Annotated in this window: 22 protein-coding genes; 11 read left to right on the top strand and 11 right to left on the bottom strand. The window is 62.3% G+C overall.

The features are described 5' to 3' along the window. Position 1 precedes the first annotated feature (1 nt). The 4 genes from AACG97_RS26200 to gpmM form a co-directional block, all read right to left on the bottom strand. Positions 2–769, bottom strand: a complete 768-nt coding sequence (locus AACG97_RS26200) for a divergent polysaccharide deacetylase family protein (RefSeq protein ID WP_054912237.1) — start codon at positions 767–769, stop codon at positions 2–4. Between the two features lie 8 nt (positions 770–777). Further along, positions 778–2094 carry a S41 family peptidase gene (locus AACG97_RS26195; protein ID WP_009684994.1) on the bottom strand — a complete coding sequence of 439 codons (1317 nt, stop codon included), beginning with the start codon at positions 2092–2094 and terminating at the stop codon, positions 778–780. Positions 2095–2172: 78 nt separating this feature from the next. Further along, positions 2173–3486, bottom strand: a complete 1314-nt coding sequence (locus AACG97_RS26190; RefSeq protein ID WP_125854358.1) for a murein hydrolase activator EnvC family protein — start codon at positions 3484–3486, stop codon at positions 2173–2175. Positions 3487–3659: 173 nt separating this feature from the next. Further along, positions 3660–5195 carry a 2,3-bisphosphoglycerate-independent phosphoglycerate mutase gene (gene gpmM, locus AACG97_RS26185; RefSeq protein WP_009684996.1) on the bottom strand — a complete coding sequence of 512 codons (1536 nt, stop codon included), beginning with the start codon at positions 5193–5195 and terminating at the stop codon, positions 3660–3662. A 206-nt stretch (positions 5196–5401) separates the two neighbouring features. On the opposite strand from gpmM, the gene AACG97_RS26180 reads away from it, so the two are divergent. Genes AACG97_RS26180 through secB form a run of 3 tightly spaced genes read left to right on the top strand, consistent with a single transcriptional unit; the run spans position 5402 to position 6596 of the window. Continuing rightward, a complete protein-coding gene (locus tag AACG97_RS26180; protein WP_009684998.1) occupies positions 5402–5815 on the top strand; it encodes a rhodanese-like domain-containing protein in 414 nt (137 codons plus the stop codon). A gap of 1 nt (position 5816) precedes the next feature. Further along, positions 5817–6071: a glutaredoxin 3 gene (gene grxC / locus AACG97_RS26175; RefSeq protein ID WP_029886544.1), complete on the top strand. Its 255-nt coding sequence runs from the start codon at positions 5817–5819 to the stop codon at positions 6069–6071. A 39-nt stretch (positions 6072–6110) separates the two neighbouring features. Further along, positions 6111–6596, top strand: coding sequence for a protein-export chaperone SecB (secB, locus tag AACG97_RS26170; protein WP_009685000.1), 486 nt, complete (start codon positions 6111–6113; stop codon positions 6594–6596). 119 nt (positions 6597–6715) lie between these two features. Here the strand turns inward: secB and trmL are convergent, their stop codons facing one another. Then, positions 6716–7177 carry a tRNA (uridine(34)/cytosine(34)/5-carboxymethylaminomethyluridine(34)-2'-O)-methyltransferase TrmL gene (trmL, locus tag AACG97_RS26165; protein ID WP_009685001.1) on the bottom strand — a complete coding sequence of 154 codons (462 nt, stop codon included), beginning with the start codon at positions 7175–7177 and terminating at the stop codon, positions 6716–6718. Here trmL and AACG97_RS26160 point away from each other — a divergent pair. Continuing rightward, the gene (locus AACG97_RS26160; protein ID WP_009685002.1) at positions 7176–7613 is read left to right on the top strand and encodes a hypothetical protein; all 438 of its coding nucleotides are present in this window, start codon (positions 7176–7178) and stop codon (positions 7611–7613) included. The genes trmL and AACG97_RS26160 overlap by 2 nt on opposite strands. Positions 7614–8182: 569 nt before the next feature. Here the strand turns inward: AACG97_RS26160 and ntrC are convergent. The 4 genes from ntrC to glnA form a co-directional block, all read right to left on the bottom strand. Beyond that, complete coding sequence (gene ntrC / locus AACG97_RS26155) at positions 8183–9619, bottom strand: nitrogen regulation protein NR(I) (RefSeq protein ID WP_009685003.1); 1437 nt, start codon at positions 9617–9619, stop codon at positions 8183–8185. Then, the gene (gene glnL / locus AACG97_RS26150) at positions 9616–10701 is read right to left on the bottom strand and encodes a nitrogen regulation protein NR(II) (RefSeq protein ID WP_009685004.1); all 1086 of its coding nucleotides are present in this window, start codon (positions 10699–10701) and stop codon (positions 9616–9618) included. Before glnL ends, ntrC begins: the two co-directional genes overlap by 4 nt. A gap of 263 nt (positions 10702–10964) precedes the next feature. Beyond that, positions 10965–11507, bottom strand: coding sequence for a chorismate mutase (locus AACG97_RS26145; protein WP_029887412.1), 543 nt, complete (start codon positions 11505–11507; stop codon positions 10965–10967). A 155-nt stretch (positions 11508–11662) separates the two neighbouring features. Further along, complete coding sequence (gene glnA / locus AACG97_RS26140) at positions 11663–13069, bottom strand: type I glutamate--ammonia ligase (protein WP_009685006.1); 1407 nt, start codon at positions 13067–13069, stop codon at positions 11663–11665. A 442-nt stretch (positions 13070–13511) separates the two neighbouring features. Here glnA and thiI point away from each other — a divergent pair, with 442 nt between their 5' ends. Both thiI and typA read left to right on the top strand, forming a co-directional pair. Continuing rightward, a complete protein-coding gene (gene thiI, locus AACG97_RS26135; RefSeq protein ID WP_009681219.1) occupies positions 13512–14966 on the top strand; it encodes a tRNA uracil 4-sulfurtransferase ThiI in 1455 nt (484 codons plus the stop codon). Between the two features lie 128 nt (positions 14967–15094). After that, positions 15095–16915, top strand: a complete 1821-nt coding sequence (typA, locus tag AACG97_RS26130) for a translational GTPase TypA (RefSeq protein ID WP_009681218.1) — start codon at positions 15095–15097, stop codon at positions 16913–16915. 123 nt (positions 16916–17038) lie between these two features. On the opposite strand, the gene AACG97_RS26125 is transcribed toward typA, so the two are convergent. After that, a complete protein-coding gene (locus AACG97_RS26125) occupies positions 17039–17443 on the bottom strand; it encodes a YkgJ family cysteine cluster protein (RefSeq protein ID WP_003249225.1) in 405 nt (134 codons plus the stop codon). 186 nt (positions 17444–17629) lie between these two features. On the opposite strand from AACG97_RS26125, the gene AACG97_RS26120 reads away from it, so the two are divergent. The 5 genes from AACG97_RS26120 to AACG97_RS26100 all read left to right on the top strand — a co-directional run bounded on the left by AACG97_RS26120 (position 17630) and on the right by AACG97_RS26100 (position 22934). After that, a complete protein-coding gene (locus tag AACG97_RS26120) occupies positions 17630–20080 on the top strand; it encodes a glycogen/starch/alpha-glucan phosphorylase (RefSeq protein ID WP_197886521.1) in 2451 nt (816 codons plus the stop codon). Positions 20081–20272: 192 nt separating this feature from the next. After that, positions 20273–21283 (top strand): class 1 fructose-bisphosphatase, encoded by a 1011-nt coding sequence (locus AACG97_RS26115; RefSeq protein ID WP_009681216.1) that lies wholly within the window; start codon positions 20273–20275, stop codon positions 21281–21283. Positions 21284–21286: 3 nt separating this feature from the next. Further along, entirely contained in the window at positions 21287–21883 is a 597-nt protein-coding gene (locus tag AACG97_RS26110; protein WP_009681215.1) for a DUF924 family protein, read from the top strand. A 227-nt stretch (positions 21884–22110) separates the two neighbouring features. After that, entirely contained in the window at positions 22111–22365 is a 255-nt protein-coding gene (gene bamE, locus AACG97_RS26105; protein WP_009681214.1) for an outer membrane protein assembly factor BamE domain-containing protein, read from the top strand. After that, entirely contained in the window at positions 22362–22934 is a 573-nt protein-coding gene (locus tag AACG97_RS26100; protein WP_033690008.1) for a lipocalin family protein, read from the top strand. The genes bamE and AACG97_RS26100 overlap by 4 nt, the downstream gene beginning before the upstream one ends. 231 nt (positions 22935–23165) lie before the next feature. Here AACG97_RS26100 and AACG97_RS26095 read toward each other — a convergent pair whose 3' ends face one another. Further along, on the bottom strand, positions 23166–24530 hold the full coding sequence (locus AACG97_RS26095) for a formimidoylglutamate deiminase (RefSeq protein WP_110677587.1): 1365 nt from the start codon (positions 24528–24530) through the stop codon (positions 23166–23168). Positions 24531–24576 lie beyond the last annotated feature (46 nt).

Raw genomic sequence — 24576 nt, 5'->3', positions numbered from 1 at the left:
GTCATCGGTTGCTGTAGCGGCCCTGCCGGCCATGTGCCGGCATGGCCTGGTTGCTGCGCTCGGCAATCATCTGTGGCAGGCCCAGCAGCGTGATGCCCTGGCTTTTCAGGCGGGGCAGTTCGCGGGCCAGCACCTCCAGCGTTTGCGGGTAAGGGTGGCCGATCAGCACTGCCGAGCCTTGCTTGTGCGCCAGGGCCACGCCTTGTTGCAACTGCCCGGCAATGGCTTCGGTGGTGCGCACGTCATCGAGAAACACATCCCGCGAGACATGCGCCAGGCCTTGCGCCTGTGCTTCTGCAGCCGCGACGGTGGCGGCACTGGTGCGGCTGTCGACGAAGAACAGATGGCGACGTTGCAATTCGCCCATCAGCCAGGCCATGGGTTCGCGCTGGGCCGTCATGCGGCTGCCCATATGGTTGTTGATGCCGGCCGCGTAAGGCACCTTGAGCAGCGCGCTGTCCAGGCGCCGGGCCAGCTCTTCGCCGGCGATGCCGGGGTGCCAGGCATAGGGCCCGGTGGCCGGGTCCATTGGCATGTGCAGGATCACCGTTTTGCCAGCCTTGTGCGCTTGGCGGGCGAAGTCGGTTGCATGCGGGGTGTCGGGCATGATGGCCATGGTCACCGGGCCGGGTAGGGCCAAGGTGCGGCTGTCTCGCTCGGGGCTCTGGCCAAGGTCGTCGATGATGATGCTCATGTAGGCCTTGCCGGCCGGCGCCGCTTGCGCGACCCCGGCCAACAGGCAGAACACCAGGCACAGCAGGTACCGCACGGGCTGGATCATTTGCCCGAGGTGATGTTGAGGCCTTTGAGCAGGCTCAGTGCCTGGCTCAGTTGGAAGTCGTCGTCCTGTGGGCGCTCCTTGCGCTTGCTGCTGCCGGTCGGGCGGTCGGCGCCGCCGTTACCGTTGCCCAGGTGGCCCTGCAGGTCGGCTTCCTTGAAGTTGTCGGTGTCGACCTCGGCAGTGAGCTTGGCCTGACGTACTTCGATGTCGGGGACGATACCCTGGGCCTGGATCGAACGGCCATTGGGGGTGAAGTACAGTGCGGTGGTCAGCTTCAGGGCGCGGTCATTGGCCAATGGCAGCACGGTTTGTACCGAGCCTTTGCCGAAGCTGTCGGTGCCCATCAGCACGGCGCGCTTCTGGTCTTGCAGTGCGCCCGCTACAATTTCCGAAGCCGAGGCGCTGCCGCCGTTGATCAGCACCACCAGTGGCACCCCTTCGCTGGCGTCGGCCGGGTCGGCCGAGAAGCGCAGTTCGGAATTGGCGATGCGGCCCTTGGTGTAGACGATCAGGCCCTTGGTGAGGAAGTGGTCGGCCACTTCCACGGCCGATTGCAGCACGCCACCCGGGTTGTTGCGCAGGTCGAGCACCACCCCGCGCAGTTTCTTGCCGTTGTCCTTGCGCAGCTTGGCCAGGGCTTTGCCCACCTCGTCGCCGGTCTTGACCTGGAACTGGGTGATGCGGATATAGCCGTAGTCGTTTTCCAGCAGTTGGCTCTTCACGCTCTTGACCTGGATCACCGCGCGGGCCAGGGTCACGTCGAAGGGGTTACCGCCGTCGCGGACCAGGGTCAGGGTGATTTTGTCGCCAACCTTGCCGCGCATCTTGTCCACCGCTTCGGTCATGGTCTGGCCGCGGGTCGGGGCGCCGTTGATCTTGACGATCAGGTCGCCGGCCTGGACGCCTGCACGCGAGGCCGGGGTGTCATCGATCGGCGAGACCACCTTGATGAAGCCGTCTTCCTGGCCCACTTCGATACCCAGCCCGCCGAACTCGCCGCTGGTGCTTTCCTGCAGTTCCTGGAAGTCCTCGGGGCCCAGGTAGGCCGAGTGTGGGTCGAGGTTGCTGAGCATGCCCTTGATGGCATTCTCCAGCAGGGTCTTGTCGTCCACCGGCTCGACATAGGCCGCTTTGATGCGGTCCATGACTTCGGCGAAGGTGCGCAGCTCTTCCAGTGGCAGTGGCGCCTTGGCAGTGACCTCGGTGGCCGGCACAGCTGCCGCCTTGGCCGGCTCCGCGGCAGTGGCCAGGGGCGCGCCGACCGCCAGGGCGATGGACAGGGCCAACTGGGTGAGACGAGGCGAGTGCAGCATGTCGAACGGACTCCTGATCCTGTAAGCGCTCCCTGCGGAGCATCGGTGCAGCGTTTGGGCCGCGCCGTAGAAAGTTGACTAACCCCGGCACCACTGCGAAGGGTCGGTAGGCCGGCCCTGCTGGCGGATGGCGAAGTACAAGCCTGCCGCGTCCTGGCCACCGCTGTCGCCGACGGTGGATATGGCTTCACCGGCCTTGACGATGTCACCGGCACTTTTCAGCAGGCTCTGGTTATGGCCGTACAGGCTCAGGTAACCGTTGCCATGATCGAGAATGACCAGAAGCCCGGCGCCGCGCAACCAGTCGGCGAACACCACACGCCCGCCGTGCACGGCGCGCACTTGTGTGCCGGGGTTGGCGCTGATCATCACACCGTCCCATTTGGCCCGGGCATCGTTGCCGCGTGCATCGCCGAAGCGTGCCAGCAATCGACCATTGACTGGCCAAGGAAGTTTGCCCCGTGCTGCAGAAAATGCTCCGCCGTAGTTGGCTCCGTCGCTGGAAACCATCGGCCCGAGGGTGGTACGAGCCTTTTTCGGCGGCTCTACCGGCGCTTCAGGCTCGCGCGCCTGGTTGCGCGCAGCGGCGGCCAGGGCCTCTTGCTGCCGGCGTTTTTCCGCTTCCTGCTGCGCCAGCAAGGCTTTCTTGCGTGCCTCTTCAGCCTCGCGGGCCTGGCGTGCCAGGGTTTCCTCGATGGTCTTGAGGACTTTGGCCAGGTCGGCCTGGTCCTGCTGACGGGCCTGGAGCTTCTGGTCGCGGTCTTTCATGTCGCTGTTGAGCTTGGCCAATACCTGCTGGCGCTTGCCGCGTTCGCTCTCCAGGGCCTGGCGGCGGCTGTCAAGGTCGGCGCGCTGGGCCAGCAACTGTTGCTGCTGGGCAGACATCTGCTGCTCGACACTGGCCAGCTGGCGGAGGGTTTCGTTGAAGGTGCGCAGCTGCTCCAGGCGCGCCTTGCTCATGTAGTCGTAGTAGGTCAGGGTGCGGGCGAATTGCTCTGGGTTCTGCTGGTTGAGCAGCAGCTTGAGGTATTCCTCGCGACCGTTGTTCTGGTAGGCCGAGCGGGCCTGAATGGCGATCAGCCGTTGCTGTTCAACGCGGGCGGTCTGGAGTTTTTTTTTCTCGGTTTCAAGGCGCTCCAGCTCGCCCTCGGTCTTTTTTAGCGCTTGCTGCAGTGCCTCCACCTGCTTTTCGAGGTTGCCGATGTCGGTCTCGGTGGCTTTCAGGTCCTTTTGCACACCGGCTTTTTCTTCCTGGAGCTTGCCCAGTGTTTTCTTGAGCTCGGCAATGTCCTGGCGGGTGGCGTCCAGTTGCTGCTGGGTCTGTGCGCGCTCATCGGCGAAGGCCGGGCTGAGCAGGCATGACAAGGCTAGGAGGATCAGGGCGCGAAGCATGGGGTTTGGCGTACCAAGGATGGAGACTGGCCTAGTATGCCCGCCTGGGCGGGCAAAAAAAACGCCTCGCTGCCAGTGTCGCGAGGCGTTTGTCTGGAATTCAGGTGTTATCGGGGCCCTGTAGGAGCGGCCTTGCGTCGCGATGGGCCGCAAAGCGGCCCCAATACGCAGATTCAGGCGTCTACCAGAATCGAAGTGCCGGTCATTTCGGCAGGCTTCTCCAGCCCCAGCAGCTTCAACATGGTCGGCGCAACATCGGCCAGCACGCCGCCATCACGCACTTTCACGTTGCGCTTGCCGACATAGATGAACGGCACCGGCTCGGTGGTGTGTGCGGTGTGGGCCTGGCCGGTGGACTCGTCTTCCATCTGCTCGACGTTCCCGTGGTCGGCGGTGATCAGCGCCTCGCCACCGACCTTGTCCAGCGCCTCGACAATGCGGCCAACGCAGTTGTCCAGCGCTTCGACAGCCTTGACTGCTGCTTCGAACACGCCGGTGTGGCCGACCATGTCACCGTTGGCGTAGTTGACCACGATCACGTCGAAGCGCTGTTGCTCGATGGCTTCGACAATGCGGTCGGTCACTTGCGGTGCGCTCATTTCCGGCTGCAGGTCGTAGGTGGCGACCTTCGGCGATGGGATCAGGATGCGCTCTTCGCCTTCGAATGGCTCTTCGCGGCCACCGGAGAAGAAGAAGGTGACGTGGGCGTATTTTTCGGTTTCGGCGATACGCAGTTGGGTCTTGCCGTGCTTTGCCAGGTACTCGCCCAGTACATTGTTCAGGCTGGACGGAGCAAAGGCAGCGGGTGCCGGGATTTTCGCCGAATACTGGGTCAGGCCGATGTAGGCCGCCATTTCTGGCAGGCGCGCACGGGCGAATTCGGTGAAATCCGGCTCGACGAAGGCGCGCGACAGCTCGCGAGCGCGGTCGGCGCGGAAGTTCATGAAGATCACGGCATCGCCGTCTTCGACCTTGACTGCTGCGCCAATGCGCGTGGCCTTGACGAACTCGTCGCTCTCGTCACGGGCGTAGGCCGCTTGCAGGCCTGCCACGGCGGTGTCAGCGGTGTATTCGGCGCTGCTGTCGACGATCAGGTTGTAGGCGGCGCTAACGCGGTCCCAGCGGTTGTCGCGGTCCATGGCGTAGTAGCGGCCGATCAGGCTGGCGATGCGGCCCTTGCCCAGCTTGGCGAAGGTGGCGTCGAGCAGCTCGATGGACGACTGCGCGCTACGTGGCGGGGTGTCACGGCCATCGAGGAAGGCGTGCAGATAGATTTTTTCCGCGCCGCGCTGCGCGGCCAGTTCGGCCATGGCAACGATGTGGTCCTGGTGGCTGTGCACGCCGCCATCGGACAGCAGGCCAAGGATGTGCACGGCTTTGCCGGCACCGGCAGCCTTGTCCACCGCACCGGTGAGCACCGGGTTTTGGAAGAACTCACCGTCGCGGATGGCCTTGGTCACCCGGGTGAAGTCCTGATAGACGACGCGGCCCGCGCCCAGGTTCATGTGACCGACTTCGGAGTTGCCCATCTGCCCGTCCGGCAGGCCGACATCCATGCCCGAGCCGGAAATGAGGCCATGCGGCTGGCTGGCGCGCAGGCGGTCGTAGACCGGCGTGTTAGCGGCATAGATGGCGTTGTATTCAGGGCTTTCGCTGTGGCCGAAGCCATCCAGGATGATCAGGACCAGGGGTTTGGGCGTACTCGTCATCAATCAAACTCACGGTTGTTCAAAGATGATAAAGAAACGCATTTTAGGGCAAATACGCCACGTGCGGCGAATAATCGTCCCATCCCCCGACCGGCGCGCGTGCGCTGGCAACATGAAGCTGGTCTGGTGGCCGGCCCGTCGGGCTTTGGTGGTACCAAGGTGCTGTGTATACTGGCCGGCATTTTCAATCGCCTGGAACACCGCTGATGGTTGCTCACCTGATTCAATTCGCGACAGATCACTACATCCTGGTTGCGATCTTCTTCATTCTGCTGGCCCTGCTGCTCATCAATGAAATCCGCCGTGGCGGGCAGAGCCTGAGCAACGGTCAGCTGACTGCCCTGGTCAATGCCGACAAGGCGCTGGTGATCGATATCCGCCCGGCCAAGGAGTACTCCGCCGGTCACATCGTGGGTGCGGTGAACATTCCGCAGGACAAGCTGGCCAACCGCATGGCCGAGCTGGACAAGCACAAAGAGAAGACCCTGATCGTCGTCGACGCGATGGGCCAGCAGTCCGGCAGCATTTGCCGCGATCTGCTCAAGGCCGGTTACAACGCCGCCAAGCTGAGCGGTGGCGTTTCCAGCTGGAAAGCCGATAACCTGCCCCTGGTGAAGTGATATGAAGCCCGTCATCGTTTATTCCAGCGACTACTGCCCCTACTGCATGCGTGCCAAGTACCTGCTCGAGAGCAAGGGCGTGGCATTCGAGGAAATCAAGGTCGACGGCAAACCGCAACTGCGCGCCGAGATGGCCCAGAAAGCCGGCCGCACGTCGGTGCCGCAGATCTGGATCGGCAGTACCCATGTCGGTGGATGCGATGACCTCTATGCCCTGGAACGCGCCGGCAAGCTCGACGCGTTGCTGGCGGCCTGATTTGCACTGCATTCGAAAACATTAGGATAAGGATCTGCCATGACTGACCAACAGACCAACGGCGCTGCTGCTGAAGACAACAGCCCTCAGTTCTCCCTGCAGCGTATCTATGTGCGCGACCTGTCGTTCGAGGCCCCGAAAAGCCCGCAGATCTTCCGTCAGACCTGGGAGCCGAGCGTTGCCCTGGACCTGAACACCAAGCAAAAGGCCCTGGAAGGCGACTTCCATGAGGTGGTGCTGACCCTGTCGGTCACCGTGAAGAACGGCGACGAAGTCGCGTTCATCGCTGAAGTGCAGCAGGCGGGTATCTTCCTCATCGCCAACCTCGATGCTGCTTCTATGAGCCACACGCTGGGTGCGTTCTGCCCGAACATCCTGTTCCCGTATGCCCGCGAGACCCTGGACAGCCTGGTAACCCGTGGTTCGTTCCCGGCGCTGATGCTGTCGCCGGTCAACTTCGACGCCCTGTACGCGCAAGAAATGCAGCGCATGCAGGAAGCCGGCGAAGCGCCAACCGTTCAGTAACTGCTGCCGGTATCGGAAAAGCGCCTCTAGGGGCGCTTTTTTGTTGGCTGTGTGGGAAGCCGCACGTGGTCCCTGGGGGAGCCGGCTTGCCGGCGATAGGGCCAGTGCAGGCTTACACATCAGCTCCCGGCAAACCCGTTCTGCCGCCAGGCCTCATACACCGTCACCGCCACCGTGTTGGACAGGTTCAGGCTGCGGCAGCCTGGGCGCATGGGCAGGCGCAGGCGTTGCTCGGCGGGCAGGCTGTCGAGGACTTCTGCCGGCAGCCCGCGGCTCTCCGGCCCGAACAGGAACGCGTCACCCGGCTGGTACGCGACCTCGTGGAACGGGTGCGAGCCTTTGGTGGTAAAGGCGAACAGCCGTGGGTTGCCCAGGCTTTCCAGGCATTCGGCCAGGCTCTGGTGGCGCTTGAGCGTGGCATACTCGTGGTAATCCAGCCCCGCGCGGCGCAGGCGCTTGTCATCCAGTTCGAAGCTGATGGGTTCGATCAGGTGCAGGTGGCAGCCGCTGTTGGCGCACAGGCGAATGATATTGCCGGTATTCGGCGGAATTTCTGGTTGAAAAAGGATGACGTGAAACATGCACGGCTCCAAGCAAGAGGATGACGGGCATTCTACCCCCGAACCGGATGTGCGTTCGAAGGCGTTGCCGCGCATGCTGCTGTCGCTGGCGATCGTCGGGGTAATGGTGGGGCTGATGATCGGCCGCCTGACCGCCCCTGTAGAGCGCCAGTTGCAGCAGGTAGAGGTGTTGTCGAATGGGCTGGCGCTGTGGTTCAACGAAGAACCCAAGCTGCATGCCGAGAACGTCCAAGGCACGGTGGCTGTGCTGTTCCAGGCCCAGGGCACGGCCCGGCAGGGCCAATTGAGCCTGAACGGCAAACCGGTAAGCTGGCGGCTGCAGAACAGCCAGGAAGGGTTGTTGCTGACGGTGGTGGCCGCGCGCCCCCTGCACGGCCAATGGGCCGGTGCAGAAGACGCTGGGCGCTGGCGGCTGCAGGTGAGCCTGCAGGAATAAAAGAGGGGATATCCCGGCCTGCCTGTACCAGGGTCCCCAAAAGGGCTACGGCGTACTGCGTGTAAAGGGGGGATGGCCCGGCCTGCCTGTACCGAGGTCCCCAAAAACGGCGGTGTTGCTAATAAAAGAGGGGTTCACCCGGCCTGCCTGTACCAGGGCCCCCGAAACTGGGTATGTATTAGCTATTGCAGGGGGCGTGCCAATTTTGCAAAACCCGGAAATACTGGGCTTTGAGGGGGATTCGGCCGGTTTTTGAGGGGGTTTGTGCCTTGGCGAGGTGCAGCGGGCACAGGAACGGTGCATCGGAAGGCTGAAACAGCTGGGGCCGCTTTGCGGCCCTGTCGCGGCACAAGGCCGCTTACAATGGGCGGGGGTGGCCGGCAGTCCTGCGGAGCCGGGCCGGCATCATCAATCGATGTAGGAGCGCAAGCTTTTCAAATTTTGAGAAAGACAGTTGCTCCTGCAGGTAACCCACCAGCCCGGAAGCAGAGATGGTCCGTGTAGGAGCGGCCTTGTGTCGCGAAAGGGCTGCGCAGCAGCCCTAAAGATCTCGAGGGTTAACCTAGCGCTCAGTGCTCGTCACCTTCCTCGTCATCGCCACCCGCCACATTCATCCCTAGTTCCTTGATCTTGCGGGTCAGGGTGTTGCGGCCCCAGCCCAGCAACAGCGCCGCATCGCGGCGCCGGCCGGCGGTGTGCTTGAGGGCGGTCTCGATCATGATCCGCTCAAAGCTTGGCACCGCGCTGTCCAGCAGGTTGGATTGCCCACGCGCCAGTGCCTGGTCAGCCCACTGGCGCAGCGCCTGCTCCCAGTTGGTCACGGGGGCAGCGTCCTGGGGCAGGTTCAGCAACTCCGGCGGCAAGTCACCAATCAGTACCTCGCGGCTGGAGGCCATGACGGTGATCCAGCGGCAGGTGTTCTCCATCTGCCGCACGTTGCCCGGCCATGGCAGGTTGCGGATGAACTCCTCGGTTTCCGGCTTGAGCACCTTCGGCTCGACCGCCAGCTCTTGAGCGGCACGGGCAAGGAAATGGCGGGCGAGTGCGGGGATGTCTTCGCGCCGGTCAGCCAACCTCGGGATATGGATGCGAATCACGTTCAGGCGGTGGAACAAGTCTTCGCGGAACTTGCCAGCCTGCACCAGTGACTCGAGGTTCTGGTGAGTAGCGGCGATGATACGCACGTCTACCTTGACCGGCACGTGGCCGCCGACCCGGTAGAACTCGCCATCTGCCAGCACCCGCAGCAGGCGAGTCTGGGTTTCGGCGGGCATGTCGCCGATCTCGTCGAGGAACAGGGTGCCGCCATCGGCCTGCTCGAAGCGGCCCCGGCGCAGGTTGGCGGCGCCAGTGAAAGCGCCTTTTTCGTGGCCGAACAGCTCGGACTCCATCAGGTCCTTGGGGATGGCGGCCATGTTCAGGGCAATGAACGGTGCCGCTGCGCGCGGGCTGTGGCGGTGCAGGGCGTGGGCTACCAGTTCTTTGCCGGTACCGGACTCGCCATTGATCAGCACGGTGATGTTGGAGTGGCTGAGGCGGCCAATGGCGCGGAACACCTCCTGCATCGCCGGGGCTTCACCGATGATCTCCGGTGTGCGCGCCAGGCTTTGTGGCACGTCCAGCCCTTGCTGCTCCTGGGCGTGCTGGTTGGCCCGCTTGACCAGCGAAACCGCCTCGTCCACGTCGAACGGCTTGGGCAGGTACTCGAAAGCACCGCCTTGGTACGATGCCACGGCGCTGTCCAGGTCGGAATGGGCGGTCATGATGATGACCGGCAGGCGTGGGTGCTGCTCGCGAATCTGCGCCAGCAGGTCGAGGCCGCTGGCCCCCGGCATGCGGATGTCGGAAATGATCACGTCCGGCTGCTGGCGGGCCAGGCGGCCCATGACACCGTCTGCGCTATCGAAGCTCTGGGTGGTCATGCCTTCCTGTTGCAGGGCTTTTTCCAGGACCCAGCGGATGGAGCGATCATCGTCGACGATCCATACGGTTTCACTTCGGCTCATGAGGCGGTGGCTCCTTGTTCCAGAGGCAGGTAGATCGAGAAGGCGGTATGGCCTGCGTGGCTTTCACACTCGATCAGGCCCTGGTGCTGGCTGATGATGTTCTGGGTAATGGCCAGGCCGAGCCCGGTACCGTCCGGGCGACCGCTGACCATGGGATAGAAGAGGGTGTCTTGCAGTTCCAGCGGGATGCCCGGGCCGTTGTCGATGATCTCCACCCGGGCCACCAGGCGATGGCGCACGTGGCCGATGGTGAACTGGCGCAAGGCGCGGCTGCGCAAGGTGATGCGGCCCAGGCGCAGTTCGTTCTGCGAACTGATCGCCTGCATGGCGTTGCGCACGATATTGAGCACGGCCTGGATCATCTGTTCGCGGTCGATCAGGACATCCGGCAGGCTTGGGTCGTAGTCGCGCACCAATGTGATGCAGCCCTGGCTTTCGGCTTCGACCAGGCTGCAGACCCGCTCCAGTACTTCATGGATGTTGGTCATGGCCAGCGAGGGCAGCTTGTTCGAGCCCAGCATGCGGTCGACCAGGTTGCGCAGGCGGTCGGCCTCTTCGATGATCACATTGGTGTAGTCGCGCAGGCCGTCTTCGGGCAGCTCGCGGGCCAGCAGCTGGGCGGCGCCGCGGATGCCCCCGAGGGGGTTCTTGATTTCGTGAGCCAGGCCCCGCACCAGCATCTTGGTGGTTTCCTGTTTGCTCAGTTGCGCCTCTTCCTTGGTGATGCGCAGCAGCCGGTCGCGCGGGTGCACCTCCAGCAGCAGCAGGGTCTGGCCCTGGTGCAGGATTGGCGTTACCGCGTAGTCGACCGTGATCGTCTGCCCGGTCAGGGACGTCAGTTGTGCTTCGCGTTTGGTAAACGGGTGCGCCTGCTCGACCGCCTGGCGCAACGAGCTGAGCGCCTCGGTCGATTCAGTGAACAGTTCGCTGATGAACTGCCCGTGACTGCGCTGGCCACTGACCGCCAGCAACATTTCTGCAGCTGGGTTCATGTATTCCAGGCGCAGCTCACCGTTGAGCAATAGCGTGGCGGTGGTCAGGTTGTCCAGAAGCAGACGGTGCTGTGCATCGCTGATGGTCATAAGGCGTCGTTGACCTCTTTTGGCGCTTGTCTGGCAGGGTGCAGCCAGAACCCGGGGCGCAGTGAATCCGCTGATTCCAGTTTCAGTGCATAAAATGCAAGAAACAAACCAAAGCTCCGAAAAGAAGCGGAATTGTCCGATGAGCACCCGAAATCGCGCAGATTCGCACCAGAATGTTCTGGTTTAACGTTTCTTGTGACCTTTTTTGGGGTGCATTCAAGGGCGTCGCCCGCAAGAATGCACCAATAAGGAGCATAGAGCTTTCAGGATTTATCGCACAATTGACCGGTGGCGCGAACCAAGGCCTGGTGCAGTGGCTGGGGCGCGGAACGGCCGGCCAGTTCCTTGGCCAGCCGTGTGCTGCAGCCTGCCGCGGGCTCACGGTCGAAGGCTGCCAGCTTTTGCAGGAGTGTGCCCTGCAGGTCATCCAGTTGCGGGCGGATGTCAGTCTGCAAGTCGCGGCGTTGCGTGTGCGGCGCCGCGCCCTCGCGGTGCCAGTCGGACAGCAGGGTGTATTGCAGCAACTTGTTGGCTTCCATCTGGTCGGCGAAAAACGCCTCGGCGCGTTGTGGTGCCAGTCCGTGGCCAGGTGCGGCAGCACGGACATTCGCCAGCACTTGTTGCTCGCGCAGCGTTGCCTGCACGGGCTGGCCAGTGTCCCACTTGTGCAGCGCCACGGCTTCAGCCAGGGCCAGGCGACGTTCGATGTTGTCGAGCAGCGCGGATAACGCCGTATCCGGCGGTGCTTCTGCGGTGCAACCGGTCAGGGCCAATACAGCCACTGCGGCGAAGGGGAAATGACGCATGACAGACCTCCAGAGCATAGGGTGAAGGCCCGAGTGTGGCGGTGTTGCCTGATCCTCGGGGGTAGGACGCTTCCGAAAATAGTGACGGCAGAAACGAAAACGGCCTCCCGAGGGAGGCCGTTTGATCAGCTCACCGGCGCCGGGCGCCGATCAGATCAGCAGCTGTAGTACAGCTCGTATTCCAGCGGGTGCACGAAGGTGCGGACCTTGATTTCTTCTTCGCTCTTGAGCTCGATGAAGGCGTCGATGAAGTCGTCGGAGAACACGCCGCCCTTGGTGAGGAACGCACGGCCTTTATCCAGCTCTTCCAGAGCTTCTTTCAGGCTGCCGCACACTTGCGGGATGTTCTTGGCTTCTTCTGGCGGCAGGTCGTACAGGTTCTTGTCGGCCGCGTCGCCTGGGTGGATCTTGTTCTGGATACCGTCCAGGCCAGCCATCAGCAGTGCTGCGAAGGCCAGGTACGGGTTGGCCGATGGGTCCGGGAAGCGGGCTTCGATACGGCGGGCTTTAGGGCTGCCAACGTAAGGAATACGGATCGAAGCGGAACGGTTGCGCGCCGAGTAGGCCAGCATCACCGGGGCTTCGAAACCTGGAACCAGACGCTTGTACGAGTTGGTCGACGGGTTGGTGAAGCCGTTCAGGGCCTTACCGTGCTTGATGATACCGCCGATGAAATACAGGGCGGTGTCGGACAGGCCGGCATAGCCTTCGCCGGAGAAGGTGTTCTTGCCGTCTTTCCAGATCGACATGTGCACGTGCATGCCCGAACCGTTGTCGCCGTACAGTGGCTTCGGCATGAAGGTAGCGGTACGGCCGTAGGCGTCGGCAACGTTGTGCACAACGTACTTCAGCGCCTGGACTTCGTCAGCCTTCTTCACCAGGGTGTTGAACTTGACACCGATTTCGTTCTGGCCGGCAGTTGCCACTTCGTGGTGGTGAACTTCGACGGTCTGGCCCATTTCTTCCAGTGCGTTGCACATGGCAGTACGGATTTCGTGGTCGTGGTCGAACGGCGGAACCGGGAAGTAGCCGCCTTTCACGCCTGGGCGGTGGCCTTTGTTGCCGCCTTCCACGTCAGCGCCGGTCATCCACGAGCCTTGCTCGGAGAAGATCTTGAACATCGAGCCGGAGATGTCCGACTGGAACTTGACTTCGTCGAAGATGAAGAACTCTGGCTCCGGGCCGGCGAAGACAGTGTCACCGATGCCGGTGCTCTTCAGGTACTCTTCGGCACGCTTGGCGATGGCACGTGGGTCGCGGTCGTAGCCCTGCATGCTCGACGGGTCGACGATGTCGCAGGTGATGATCAGGGTTGGTTCTTCGGTGAACGGGTCCAGAACGGCGGTTTCGTCAACCGGCATCAGGATCATGTCGGAAGCTTCGATGCCTTTCCAGCCAGCGATGGAGGAACCGTCGAACATCTTGCCGACTTCGAAGAAGTCTTCGTCCAGCGCATCGCGCGCCGGCATGGTCACGTGGTGCTGAGTACCTTTGGTGTCCGTGAAACGCAGATCAATCCACTTGACGTCATGATCTTTGATGAGTTGAACCGACTTCGACATGTTGTCCTCCGGATGGTCTAGAGCGCGGTGGGCCGCTGCCCTGGAAAAAGGGTGTTGCCGGGCGCGGATAGTCGGCCAAGCTTACCTGCCTCACAAGGGAGCAAATTGCATGCCAGTGCCCGAAAATGGCGAGGGCGGGATAAAAGGGGGCGTTTGCAGGCATTTTGCGGGGGGCTCGGCTTGGAGTGTGCACTTTTTAGATGCGGATTTTGATATTCGTGCACCGGTATGGTGCACGACCTGGAGGGTGTGCTTTCTTTGAGGGCTTCATCGCCTGTGAGATCGAGCGCCGCCCGCGCGGCGCTCGGTCTCACGGGCACCAAAAAATCCTGCGCTGACATTTATCTCAAAGCTTCTGATCAAAAGTTGGTCAAATCCTGAGCAATTTCCGATATAATTCGCGCCCCTCATTTTCGGCAGGCCCTGCGCGCGCTGTTAACCAATGAAACTCATCGTCAAAGTCTTCCCAGAAATCACCATCAAGAGCCGGCCGGTGCGCAAGCGCTTCATCCGCCAGCTCGGCAAGAATATCCGCAACGTGCTCAAGGACCTCGACCCTGAGCTTGCGGTGGATGGTGTGTGGGACAACCTCGAAGTGGTTACCCGCGTCGAAGACGAGAAAGTCCAGCGCGAGATGATCGAGCGCCTCACCTGCACCCCGGGTATTACCCATTTCCTGCAGGTAGAGGAATACCCGCTGGGTGACTTCGACGATATCGTCGCCAAGTGCAAGCACCATTTTGGCCACCTGCTGGCCGGCAAGCACTTCGCCGTGCGCTGCAAGCGCGGTGGTCACCATGACTTCACCTCGATGGACGTCGACCGTTACGTCGGCAGCCAGCTGCGCCAGCAATGCGGCGCTGCCGGCATCGCGCTGAAGAACCCCGAGGTGATGGTGCGCATCGAAATCCGCAACCAGCGCCTGTACGTGATCCACAACCAGCACAATGGCATTGGCGGTTACCCGCTCGGTGCGCTGGAGCAGACCCTGGTGCTGATGTCCGGTGGCTTCGACTCCACCGTGGCGGCCTACCAGATGATGCGCCGTGGCCTGATGACCCATTTCTGCTTCTTCAACCTTGGCGGCCGTGCCCACGAGCTGGGCGTGATGGAAGTGGCCCATTACCTGTGGAAGAAGTACGGCAGCAGCCAGCGCGTGCTGTTCATCAGCGTGCCGTTCGAGGAAGTGGTTGGCGAAATCCTCAACAAGGTCGACAACAGCTACATGGGCGTGACCCTCAAGCGCATGATGCTGCGCGGCGCCGCGCATATGGCCGACCGCCTGCAGATCGACGCATTGGTGACCGGCGAGGCGATTTCCCAGGTATCGAGCCAGACCTTGCCGAACCTGTCGATCATCGACTCGGCCACCGACAAGCTGGTGCTGCGCCCGCTGCTGGCCACGCACAAGCAGGACATCATCGACCAGGCCACCGAAATCGGCACCGCCGACTTCGCCAAGCACATGCCGGAATACTGTGGCGTGATCTCGGTGAACCCGACCACCCATGCCAAGCGCCACCGCATGGAGCACGAAGAAAAGCAGTTCGACATGGCCGTGCTGGAGCGCGCCCTGGAGCGCGCCAAGTTCATTTCCATCGACCACGTGATTGATGAATTGGGCAAGGACATCGAAATCGAGGAAGTGGCCGAGGCGCTGCCAGGCCAGATCGTCATCGACATTCGTCACCCCGACGCCCAGGAAGATCAGCCTCTGGTACTGGAAGGTATCGAGGTCCAGGCCATGCCGTTCTATGCCATCAACAGCAAGTTCAAGCACCTGGACCCCACGCGCCAGTACTTGCTGTATTGCGACAAGGGTGTGATGAGCCGTTTGCACGCACACCACCTGCTCAGTGAGGGACATGCCAATGTGCGTGTTTATCGTCCGACATAAGACGCCGGGGCTGTATGGCGGCAGTATCCGCCATCGCCCTCCCGACCGCCGGGCCCGCTGAGCCTTAAACAGTACATATTCGCCGCCTACACTGGGCGGCAACCGAATCCTCTGATCGAGATACACTTGTGATCGAAAATCTGCGTAACATCGCCATCATCGCCCACGTTGACCATGGTAAAACCACCCTGGTCGACAAACTCCTGCGTCAGTCCGGCACCCTGGAGCGTAACGAGCTCAACGACGAGCGCGTCATGGACTCCAACGACCAGGAAAAAGAGCGCGGTATTACCATTCTGGCGAAGAACACCGCCATCAACTGGAACGGCTACCACATCAACATCGTCGACACCCCCGGCCACGCCGACTTCGGTGGCGAGGTCGAGCGTGTAATGTCGATGGTCGACTCGGTGCTGCTGCTGGTCGACGCCCAGGACGGCCCGATGCCGCAAACCCGCTTCGTGACCAAGAAGGCCTTCGAAGCCGGCCTGAAGCCCATCGTCGTGATCAACAAGGTCGACCGCCCGGGCGCGCGTCCGGACTGGGTTCTGGACCAGATCTTCGACCTGTTCGACAACCTCGGTGCCACCGATGAACAGCTGGACTTCAAAGTCGTCTACGCCTCGGCCCTGAACGGCATCGCCGGTCTGGACCACACCGCCATGGGCGAAGACATGACTGCGCTGTACCAGTCGATCGTCGACAACGTACCAGCACCGTCTGTTGACCGTGACGGCCCGTTCCAGATGCAGATCTCCGCACTGGACTACAACAGCTTCCTCGGTGTTATCGGCGTTGGTCGTATCGCCCGTGGTCGCGTCAAGCCGAACACCCCGGTTGTCGCCATCGACACCAACGGCAAGAAGCGTAACGGCCGTATCCTGAAACTGATGGGCCACCACGGCCTGCACCGCGTCGACGTCGAAGAAGCTCAGGCTGGCGACATCGTCTGCATCAGCGGTTTCGACGAGCTGTTCATCTCCGACACCCTGTGCGCCCCAGACGCGGTAGAGGCGATGAAGCCGCTGACCGTTGACGAGCCAACCGTTTCCATGACCTTCCAGGTCAACGACTCGCCATTCTGCGGTAAAGAAGGCAAGTTCGTGACCAGCCGCAACATCAAGGACCGTCTGGACAAGGAGCTGCTGTACAACGTGGCCCTGCGCGTTCAGGAAACCGATTCCCCTGACAAGTTCAAGGTATCGGGCCGTGGCGAGCTGCACCTGTCGGTACTGATCGAAACCATGCGTCGTGAAGGCTTCGAGATGGCTGTTGGCCGCCCTGAAGTGATCATCCGCGAAGTCGACGGCGTGAAGCAGGAACCGTTCGAGAACGTCACCATCGACATCCCTGAAGAATCCCAGGGCAAGGTCATGGAAGAGATGGGCCTGCGTAAGGGTGACCTGACCAACATGGTGCCGGATGGCAAGGGCCGTGTTCGCCTGGAATACAACATTCCAGCCCGTGGTCTGATCGGCTTCCGTAACCAGTTCCTGACCCTGACCAACGGTGCAGGCATCCTGACCTCGATCTTCGACCGCTACGACACCATGAAGTCGGGCCAGATGTCTGGCCGCCTGAACGGTGTTCTGGTGTCGGTCGAAACCGGCAAGGCACTGACCTACTCGCTGGAAACCCTGCAGGCTCGCGGCAAGCTGTTCGTTGAACACGGCCAGGAGATCTACAACGGTCAGATCATCGGCCTGAACAGCCGTGACAACGACCTGGGCGTGAACCCGACCAAGGGCAAGAAGCTGGACAACATGCGTGCTTCGGGCAAAGACGAAGTTATCGCCCTGGTACCGCCAGTTCGCCACACCCTGGAACAGGCCCTGGAATTCATCCAGGACGACGAGCTGTGCGAAGTCACGCCTAAGTCGATCCGTCTGCGCAAGAAGATCCTGGACGAAGGCGAGCGTACCCGCGCTGCCAAGAAAGCCAAGAACTGAGTTAGCTCAGGCTGAATAAAAGCGCCCCCGGTCGAAAGGCCGGGGGCGTTTTTTTATGCTTGCAGAATTTGCGTTGGCCCTTTTCGCGGGCAAGCCCGCGAAGAGGCCCTTGACGGCTAACGCTTAGCGCCCGACCACCTTGGGCTTGTACGCACAATACCCCGGCCGGGGGCCAACCTTGGGGTGGTTGCGGCAGGTGTCCGGGCGCTTGTCATAAATGGTGCACAGGCGGCTTTTGCGATCCAGATACATGCAGTCGTCGTTGCTCATCCGGGTCAGGGTGAAGATGCCTGACTTCTGGTTGAAGCGCTCGATGATGCCTTCTTTCTGCAAACGCTTGGCCACGTTCTTCGGCGGTTCGTCTTTCTCGAATTCATCGACTACGCCGATGCGGATCAGATCCTTGATCTTCACCTCTACCGGCAGGGTGCAGCAGGTCGAATGGCAGCCATGGCACATGTTGCTGGTGTAGCGCTGCCAGGTCTCCAGGCGGTCGACTTCGGCTGCGGCGATCAGGGTCGTTTTCATCTTTATCAGGGGCGGATCACGGTCTTGGGGCGCGCGATGATACCGGAATTGTTCAATTTATGAACAACCTTTTGCCGGAATCACCAAGTCGGCATGAAAACTGCGAACCGTAACTGTCTCTCCCTGTCGAAGGGTCTAGTCTGAACATTCTCCCTCCGCTTTCGTCAACTTGCCCGAGGATGCCCCATGTCCCAGGAACCTGAAGCTCGTGACGCCGAAGTCGCGGATTTTCGCGCTGCCGTACTGAACAAGCTGACCTATGCGGTTGGCAAGGACCCGGAGCACGCCTTCGACCATGACTGGTTCGAAGCCATCGCCCTGGCCGCGCGCGATCACATGGTCGACCACTGGATGGACCACACCCGCCAGGCCTACCGGCGTAGCCAGAAACGGGTCTACTACCTTTCCCTGGAGTTTCTGATTGGCCGCCTGCTCTACGACAGCCTGAGCAACCTGGGCTTGCTGGACATCGCCCGAGAGGCCCTGCAAGACCTGGACGTGGACCTGGAGCGCATCCGCCTGCTGGAGCCCGATGCCGCACTGGGCAACGGTGGCCTGGGGCGTCTAGCCGCCTGCTTCATGGAAAGCATGTCGACCCTGGGCATTGCCGCCCATGGCTACGGTATCCGCTACGAGCATGGCTTGTTCCGCCAGGCACTGGTCGATGGTTGGCAGCAGGAGCAGACCGAGAACTGGCTGGACTTCGGCAACCCGTGGGAGTTCGAGCGGGCCGAAGTGATCTACCCGATCAGCTTTGGCGGTAGCGTCGAAACGGTGCACGACAACCATGGCAACCAACGCCAGGTGTGGTCACCTGGCGAGACCGTGCGTGCGGTAGCGTACGACACGCCGGTGGTCGGCTGGCGGGGTTCGAGCGTCAACACTCTGCGCCTGTGGCGGGCACGGGCGCTGGAAGAGCTGCACCTGGAGCGTTTCAACGCCGGTGACCACCTGGGCGCAGTGGCCGAGGTGGCACGTGCCGAGAGCATTTCGCGGGTGCTGTACCCGGCGGACAGTACCGAGGCCGGGCAGGAACTGCGCCTGCGCCAGGAGTATTTCTTCGTATCGGCATCACTGCAGGACTTGCTGCGCCGCCACCTGAACCAGCATGCCTCGCTGCTCAACCTGCCCGATGCGGCCGCCATCCAGCTCAACGACACGCACCCGTCCATTGCCGTGGCGGAGCTGATGCGCTTGCTGGTGGACCAGCACGAAATCCCATGGGACAAGGCCTGGGAGCTGACCGTCGGCACCTTGGCCTACACCAACCACACCCTGTTGCCCGAAGCGCTGGAAACCTGGCCGGTGGCGTTGATGGAGCGCATGCTGCCGCGGCACATGCAGATCATCTACCTGATCAACGCGTACCATATCGACAGCCTGCGTGCCAAAGGCCTGCACGACTTCGACGTGCTGCGGGCGGTGTCGCTGATCGAGGAAGACAACGGCCGCCGAGTTCGCATGGGCAACCTGGCATTCCTCGGCTCGCACAGCGTCAACGGCGTTTCGGCGTTGCACAGCCAGCTGATGAAGAGCACGGTGTTCGCCGAACTGCACAAGTTGTATCCGCAGCGTATCAACAACAAGACCAACGGCATTACCTTCCGCCGCTGGTTGTACCAGTCCAACCCGCAACTCACCGACATGCTGGTGGAGGCGCTGGGGCCGGAGCTCAAGGACGACCCGGAGGGGCGCCTGGCCGGTTTGGTGCCGTTCGCCGACAAGGCGGGTTTCCGCAAGCAGTTCGCGGCTCAGCGCCTGCACAGCAAGCGTGCCCTGGCCAGCATCATCCAGGACCGCGTTGGCGTAACGGTCAACCCCGAAGCGCTGTTCGACGTGCAGGTCAAGCGTATTCACGAGTACAAGCGCCAGTTGCTCAACCTGCTGCATACCGTGGCCCTGTACCAGGCCATGCGCAACGACCCTGGCACCAATTGGGTGCCGCGGGTGAAGATTTTCGCCGGCAAGGCGGCGGCCAGCTACCACCAGGCCAAGCTGATCATCAAGCTGACCAACGACATCGCCCGGGTGGTGAACAACGACCCGACCGTGCGTGGCCAGTTGAAGGTGGTGTTCCTGCCCAACTACAACGTCAGCCTGGCCGAGAGCATCATTCCGGCTGCGGACCTCTCCGAGCAGATTTCCACGGCCGGTTACGAAGCCTCGGGTACCAGCAACATGAAGTTCGGCCTGAACGGCGCACTGACCATCGGTACCCTGGATGGGGCCAACGTGGAAATGTGCGAGCAGGTCGGTGCCCACAACATGTTCATATTCGGCCTGACCGCCCAGCAGGTCGAGGCGCGCAAGCGGGCGGGTGATTTTGGCGCCACGGCGGCGATTGCTGCGTCCAACCGCCTCAACGACGTACTGCAGGCGATTCGCAGCGGTGTGTTCTCGCCGGACGACCCTTCGCGCTACACCGGCTTGATCGATGGGCTGGTGGCGTATGACCGCTTCCTGGTATGTGCCGATTTCGATGCCTACTGGGATGCCCAGCAGCGCGTCGAGGACTTGTGGCACACGCCGGAGCAATGGTGGCGCATGGCGGTGCTGAACACGGCGCGGATGGGCTGGTTCTCGTCGGACCGGACCATTCGCGAATATGCTACGCAGATCTGGAAGGCGCTGGATTGAAGGTGCCTGCACCGCCTGCTTCACGGGCTCGCTCGTGAAGAAGGCGGGCGCCGACCACCGGCCTGGCACACGCTGAACTACCGACCTATTGTGCCGTCAGAGTGCCGTGGCGAGTCTCATCACTCGCTAGCCTGCAACTCTCCCTGTAAACTGCGGGGGTTTTTCATCTCCCCCATCCTTTCGGAGCCATACATGTCCCGCGTTACCCTGAGTCGCTATCTGATTGAGCAGACCCGCAGCAACAATACCCCTGCCGATCTGCGCTTCCTGATCGAAGTGGTGGCGCGTGCGTGCAAGGAAATCAGCCATCACGTGTCCAAGGGCGCCCTCGGCGGTGTGCTGGGCAGCATGGGCACGGAAAACGTGCAGGGCGAAGTCCAGAAGAAACTGGACGTGATTTCCAACGATATCCTGCTGGAGGCCAACGAGTGGGGCGGCCACCTTGCCGGCATGGCCTCGGAAGAAATGGACAACGCCTACCAGATTCCGGGCAAGTACCCCAAAGGCGCCTACCTGCTGGTCTTCGACCCACTGGACGGTTCGTCGAACATCGACGTCAACGTGTCGGTCGGCACCATCTTCTCGGTACTGCGTTGCCCTAACGAGTACCTGAGCCAGAACGAAACCCTGAACGAAAACGCCTTCCTGCAGCCAGGCACCCAGCAGGTGGCTGCCGGCTACGCCATCTACGGCCCGCAGACCATGCTCATCCTCACCCTGGGCAACGGCGTGAAGGGCTTCACCCTGGACCGCGAGCTGGGCAGCTTCGTGCTTACCCACGAGAACATCCGCGTGCCGGAAACCACCGCCGAGTTCGCCATCAACATGTCCAACCAGCGTCACTGGGAAGCCCCGGTGCAGCGCTACGTCGGCGAGTTGCTGGCAGGCGAGACCGGCCCGCTGAAAAAGAACTACAACATGCGCTGGATCGCCTCGATGGTGGCCGACGTGCACCGCATCCTGACCCGTGGCGGCCTGTTCATGTACCCACGTGACGCCCGCGAGCCAAGCAAGCCGGGCAAGCTGCGCCTGATGTACGAAGCCAACCCGATGTCGTTCATCATCGAACAGGCCGGTGGCGCTTCTACCAATGGTTACGATCGCATCCTCGACATCAAGCCAGAAAGCCTGCACCAGCGTGTGTCGGTCATTCTTGGCTCGAAAGAAGAGGTCGAGCGCGTTACCGCCTACCACAAGGAGTAAGTCATGCTCGCACCTTGGCAGCCGTTGCTGGAATGGTGGTTCGGTTGGGGCACCAGTGCCCAGGCCGTGGCTGACGAGAAGAGCACGCTGTGGTTCGGCAAGCACCACGATGCCGAGGCCCATGCGCAGTTCGGTGAACTGGTGGAGCACGCCCTGGCCGGCGGGCTCGACGAGTGGCAGCAAAGCCCGCAGGGCTGGTTGGGCCTGCTGCTGCTGCTCGACCAGCTGCCACGCATGATCTACCGCGACACGCCGCGCGCCTTCGAGGGTGACCGGCGTGCCCAGGTGGTGGCCATGCAGGGCCTGCAGAAGGGCTGGGACTACCAGCTGCTGCCGATCCAGCGGGTATTCGTGCTGGTGGTGCTGGAGCACGCCGAGGTGCTGGACTGGCAAAACCTGTGCGTCGAGCGCTTTCAGGTGCTGCTGGGCGAACAGCCCGAGGCCAGCCGCCGGTTGTTCGAAGGCTTCCTCGACTACGCCGAGCAGCACCAGCGGGTGATCGCCCGGTTCGGTCGCTTCCCGCACCGCAACCTGGTGCTGGATCGCCCGAGCACCAGCGAAGAGATGGACTTCCTGCTGGAGCCCGGGTCCAGGTTCTGAGATTGCAGGGCCCTGCTGCGCAGGCCATCGCCACACAAGGCCGCCCCTACAAGGGGCGGCTTTTTTATTGGCCGTTAACTAATGCTTTGTGATTAATCGCACAGTAGTGGCCATCCGACCAATGGTGTAGGGGTACAGGGGGCAGGGCAGGGAACAAAGGAGGGATTTTCACGTCGAAGGTCACTGCAGGCCACTCGCCTGTCTCATTTTCCCAGGAGTGTCCTTCAATGTCGTTGCGTTCCCTCGCCCTGTTGTCGCTGTGCGTCGTGCTGACTGCCTGCAGCAAGATCAACCAGGAAAACTATTCCAAGATCAAGGCCGGTATGAGCAAGGCCGAGGTCGAGCAGCTGCTCGGCACGCCGACCGAATGTTCCGGCGCGTTGGGCATGAGCAGCTGCACCTGGGGGGACGAGAAGAGCTTCATCAGCGTGCAGTATGCGGCTGACAAAGTGTTGATGTACTCAGGGCAGGGCCTCAAATGAGGCGTGTGTACCTGCTGATGGCGGTATGCCTGGCGGTGCTGCTGGGCGGTTGCGCAGGCTCTGTGCATGACCCGCTGGCGCCGAAAACCGCCGGCAACGTAGACCTCAAGCGTTACCAGGGCAAATGGTACGAGCTGGCACGCCTGCCCATGCGCTTCCAGGAGGGCTGCGAACAGTCCGAGGCCCATTACAACCTCAAGCCCGATGGCAGCTACGGGGTACTCAACCGTTGCCGCACCATGGGTGACGAATGGTTGCGCGCTGAGGGGCATGCCAATATCCAGGAGCCGGGCCATACCGATAAATTGTGGGTCGAGTTCGATAACTGGTTCACCAAGCTGGTGCCGGGCGTGGCGCGGGGTGAATACTGGATTCTGTACGTTGACGAACACTACCGCACCGCCATCGTTGGCAGCCCGGACCGCAAGTACCTGTGGATCCTGTCACGCACGCCGACCCTGCCGGCCTGGCAGCGCGAGAGCCTGCTGGCCAAGGCCCGTCAGCAGGGCTATGACACCAGCCGCTTGATCTGGCGCGCTTCCGACCAGCAGATCGTCAAGATGCATTGATGGCAGCATTGCCGGCCTTATCGCCGGCAAGCCATCTCTCATAGAACACTACATAACTTACTGATTTAGTAGGGTCCTTGTGGGAGCGGGCGTGTCGAGGCGTCGAACCGCCGCGAACACCGGCGTAGCCGGTGCCAGCCACCGCGGTGTATTGTTCGCGGCGGTTCGACGCCTCGACACGCCCGCTCCCACAGGTACTACACAGTTCTCAAGCTTGGTGATGGCCCTGCATTACCCCAGCAACTGCCGCAGTACCTCGGCAAATGCCACCCGGCTTTGTTCCTCCTGTGCATGCCGCCCCTGGCGCACTACCCACTGCCCATTCACCATCACATCGCGCACCTGGCGATCGCCGCCGGCAAACAGCCAGCGGTTGAGGATGGCATCATCCTCGGCAATCGCCAGGTAAGGGTCCTGCCCGTCGAGCACCAGCCAGTCGGCACGTTTGCCCACGGCCAGCGCGCCGATTGGCTGCCCCAGCGCCTGGGCGCCGCCCGCCAGCGCGGCGTCATACAGGGTGCGCCCGACCATTGGCTGATCACCCCGATACAGGCGGTTGCGGCGCTGGTCACGCAGCCGCTGGCCATATTCCAGCCAGCGTAATTCCTCGACCACGCTCAGCGATACATGGCTGTCTGAACCAATGCCCATGCGCCCGCCCTGGGCCAGGAACTCCACGGCCGGGAAAATCCCGTCGCCCAGGTTGGCTTCAGTGGTCAGGCACAGGCCTGCCACCGCGCCGCTGCGGGCCATGGCTGCGACCTCGTCGGGAGCTGCGTGGGTGGCGTGTACCAGGCACCAGCGCCGGTCGACGTCGACATGCTCATACAGCCACTGCAGGGGCCGCAGGCCGCTCCAAGCCAGGCAGTCGTCGACTTCCTTCTGCTGCTCGGCGATATGGATATGCACCGGTGCTTGCGTGTCACTGGCCGCCAGCACTTCGGCGAGCTGCGCTGGCGCCACCGCCCGTAGCGAGTGGAAGCACAGGCCCAGGCGCTGCGCGGGCTGTGTGGCCAGCGCGGGGGCCAGCTGCGCCTGCAGTTGCAGGTATTGGTCGGTGGTATTGATGAAGCGCCGCTGGCCGTGGTTCGGCGCCAGGCCACCGAACCCGGCATGGCTGTACAGCACCGGCAACAAGGTCAGGCCGATACCACTGTCAGCGGCGGCCGCACTGATGCGGCGGGATAACTCGGCGGGGTCGGCGTAGGGCTTGCCGGCCTGGTCATGGTGCACATAGTGAAACTCGGCGACCGCGGTGTAGCCGGCCTTGAGCATCTCGATGTACAGCTGCCGGGCAATGACCTGCAGTTGTTCTGGGCTGATCTGGCCGACCAGCCGGTACATCAGGTCGCGCCAGGTCCAGAAGCTGTCGTTGGGGTTGCCAGCAACCTCGGCCAGCCCCGCCATGGCGCGCTGAAAGGCATGCGAGTGCAGGTTGGGCATGCCGGGGACCAAGGGCCCGGCGAGCCGTTCGGCACCCTCGGGCGCAGCCCCTGGCTCGATACTGGCCACGTAGCCATCGCCGGCGACCTCGATGCGGACATGGCGGGCCCAGCCGCTGGGCAGCAGGGCACGTTCGGCGAAGTAGGCGGGCATGGTGCGAATCCTGTAATTGTTAGCTTGTATATACATATACAGGCGT

Source organism: Pseudomonas sp. Nvir (assembly GCF_963778085.1).
Lineage (GTDB): Bacteria > Pseudomonadota > Gammaproteobacteria > Pseudomonadales > Pseudomonadaceae > Aquipseudomonas > Aquipseudomonas juntendi.
The sequence above is the reverse complement of the archived record's forward strand: the minus strand, read 5'-3'. Positions and strand labels throughout refer to the sequence as shown.

Bases quoted from the DNA above. Each gene is read 5' to 3' on its own strand.
- glnL (WP_009685004.1), bottom strand. From the start codon at position 10,701: ATGACCATCAGCGATGCACAGCACCGTCTGCTTCTGGACAACCTGACC.
- ntrC (WP_009685003.1), bottom strand. From the start codon at position 9,619: ATGAGCCGAAGTGAAACCGTATGGATCGTCGACGATGATCGCTCCATC.
- gpmM (WP_009684996.1), bottom strand. From the start codon at position 5,195: ATGACGAGTACGCCCAAACCCCTGGTCCTGATCATCCTGGATGGCTTC.
- AACG97_RS26180 (WP_009684998.1), top strand. From the start codon at position 5,402: ATGGTTGCTCACCTGATTCAATTCGCGACAGATCACTACATCCTGGTT.
- secB (WP_009685000.1), top strand. From the start codon at position 6,111: ATGACTGACCAACAGACCAACGGCGCTGCTGCTGAAGACAACAGCCCT.
- AACG97_RS26120 (WP_197886521.1), top strand. From the start codon at position 17,630: ATGTCCCAGGAACCTGAAGCTCGTGACGCCGAAGTCGCGGATTTTCGC.
- AACG97_RS26110 (WP_009681215.1), top strand. From the start codon at position 21,287: ATGCTCGCACCTTGGCAGCCGTTGCTGGAATGGTGGTTCGGTTGGGGC.
- trmL (WP_009685001.1), bottom strand. From the start codon at position 7,177: ATGTTTCACGTCATCCTTTTTCAACCAGAAATTCCGCCGAATACCGGC.
- AACG97_RS26190 (WP_125854358.1), bottom strand. From the start codon at position 3,486: ATGCTTCGCGCCCTGATCCTCCTAGCCTTGTCATGCCTGCTCAGCCCG.
- thiI (WP_009681219.1), top strand. From the start codon at position 13,512: ATGAAACTCATCGTCAAAGTCTTCCCAGAAATCACCATCAAGAGCCGG.
- AACG97_RS26125 (WP_003249225.1), bottom strand. From the start codon at position 17,443: ATGAAAACGACCCTGATCGCCGCAGCCGAAGTCGACCGCCTGGAGACC.
- AACG97_RS26195 (WP_009684994.1), bottom strand. From the start codon at position 2,094: ATGCTGCACTCGCCTCGTCTCACCCAGTTGGCCCTGTCCATCGCCCTG.
- AACG97_RS26095 (WP_110677587.1), bottom strand. From the start codon at position 24,530: ATGCCCGCCTACTTCGCCGAACGTGCCCTGCTGCCCAGCGGCTGGGCC.
- AACG97_RS26115 (WP_009681216.1), top strand. From the start codon at position 20,273: ATGTCCCGCGTTACCCTGAGTCGCTATCTGATTGAGCAGACCCGCAGC.
- AACG97_RS26100 (WP_033690008.1), top strand. From the start codon at position 22,362: ATGAGGCGTGTGTACCTGCTGATGGCGGTATGCCTGGCGGTGCTGCTG.
- AACG97_RS26145 (WP_029887412.1), bottom strand. From the start codon at position 11,507: ATGCGTCATTTCCCCTTCGCCGCAGTGGCTGTATTGGCCCTGACCGGT.
- bamE (WP_009681214.1), top strand. From the start codon at position 22,111: ATGTCGTTGCGTTCCCTCGCCCTGTTGTCGCTGTGCGTCGTGCTGACT.
- AACG97_RS26160 (WP_009685002.1), top strand. From the start codon at position 7,176: ATGCACGGCTCCAAGCAAGAGGATGACGGGCATTCTACCCCCGAACCG.
- glnA (WP_009685006.1), bottom strand. From the start codon at position 13,069: ATGTCGAAGTCGGTTCAACTCATCAAAGATCATGACGTCAAGTGGATT.
- grxC (WP_029886544.1), top strand. From the start codon at position 5,817: ATGAAGCCCGTCATCGTTTATTCCAGCGACTACTGCCCCTACTGCATG.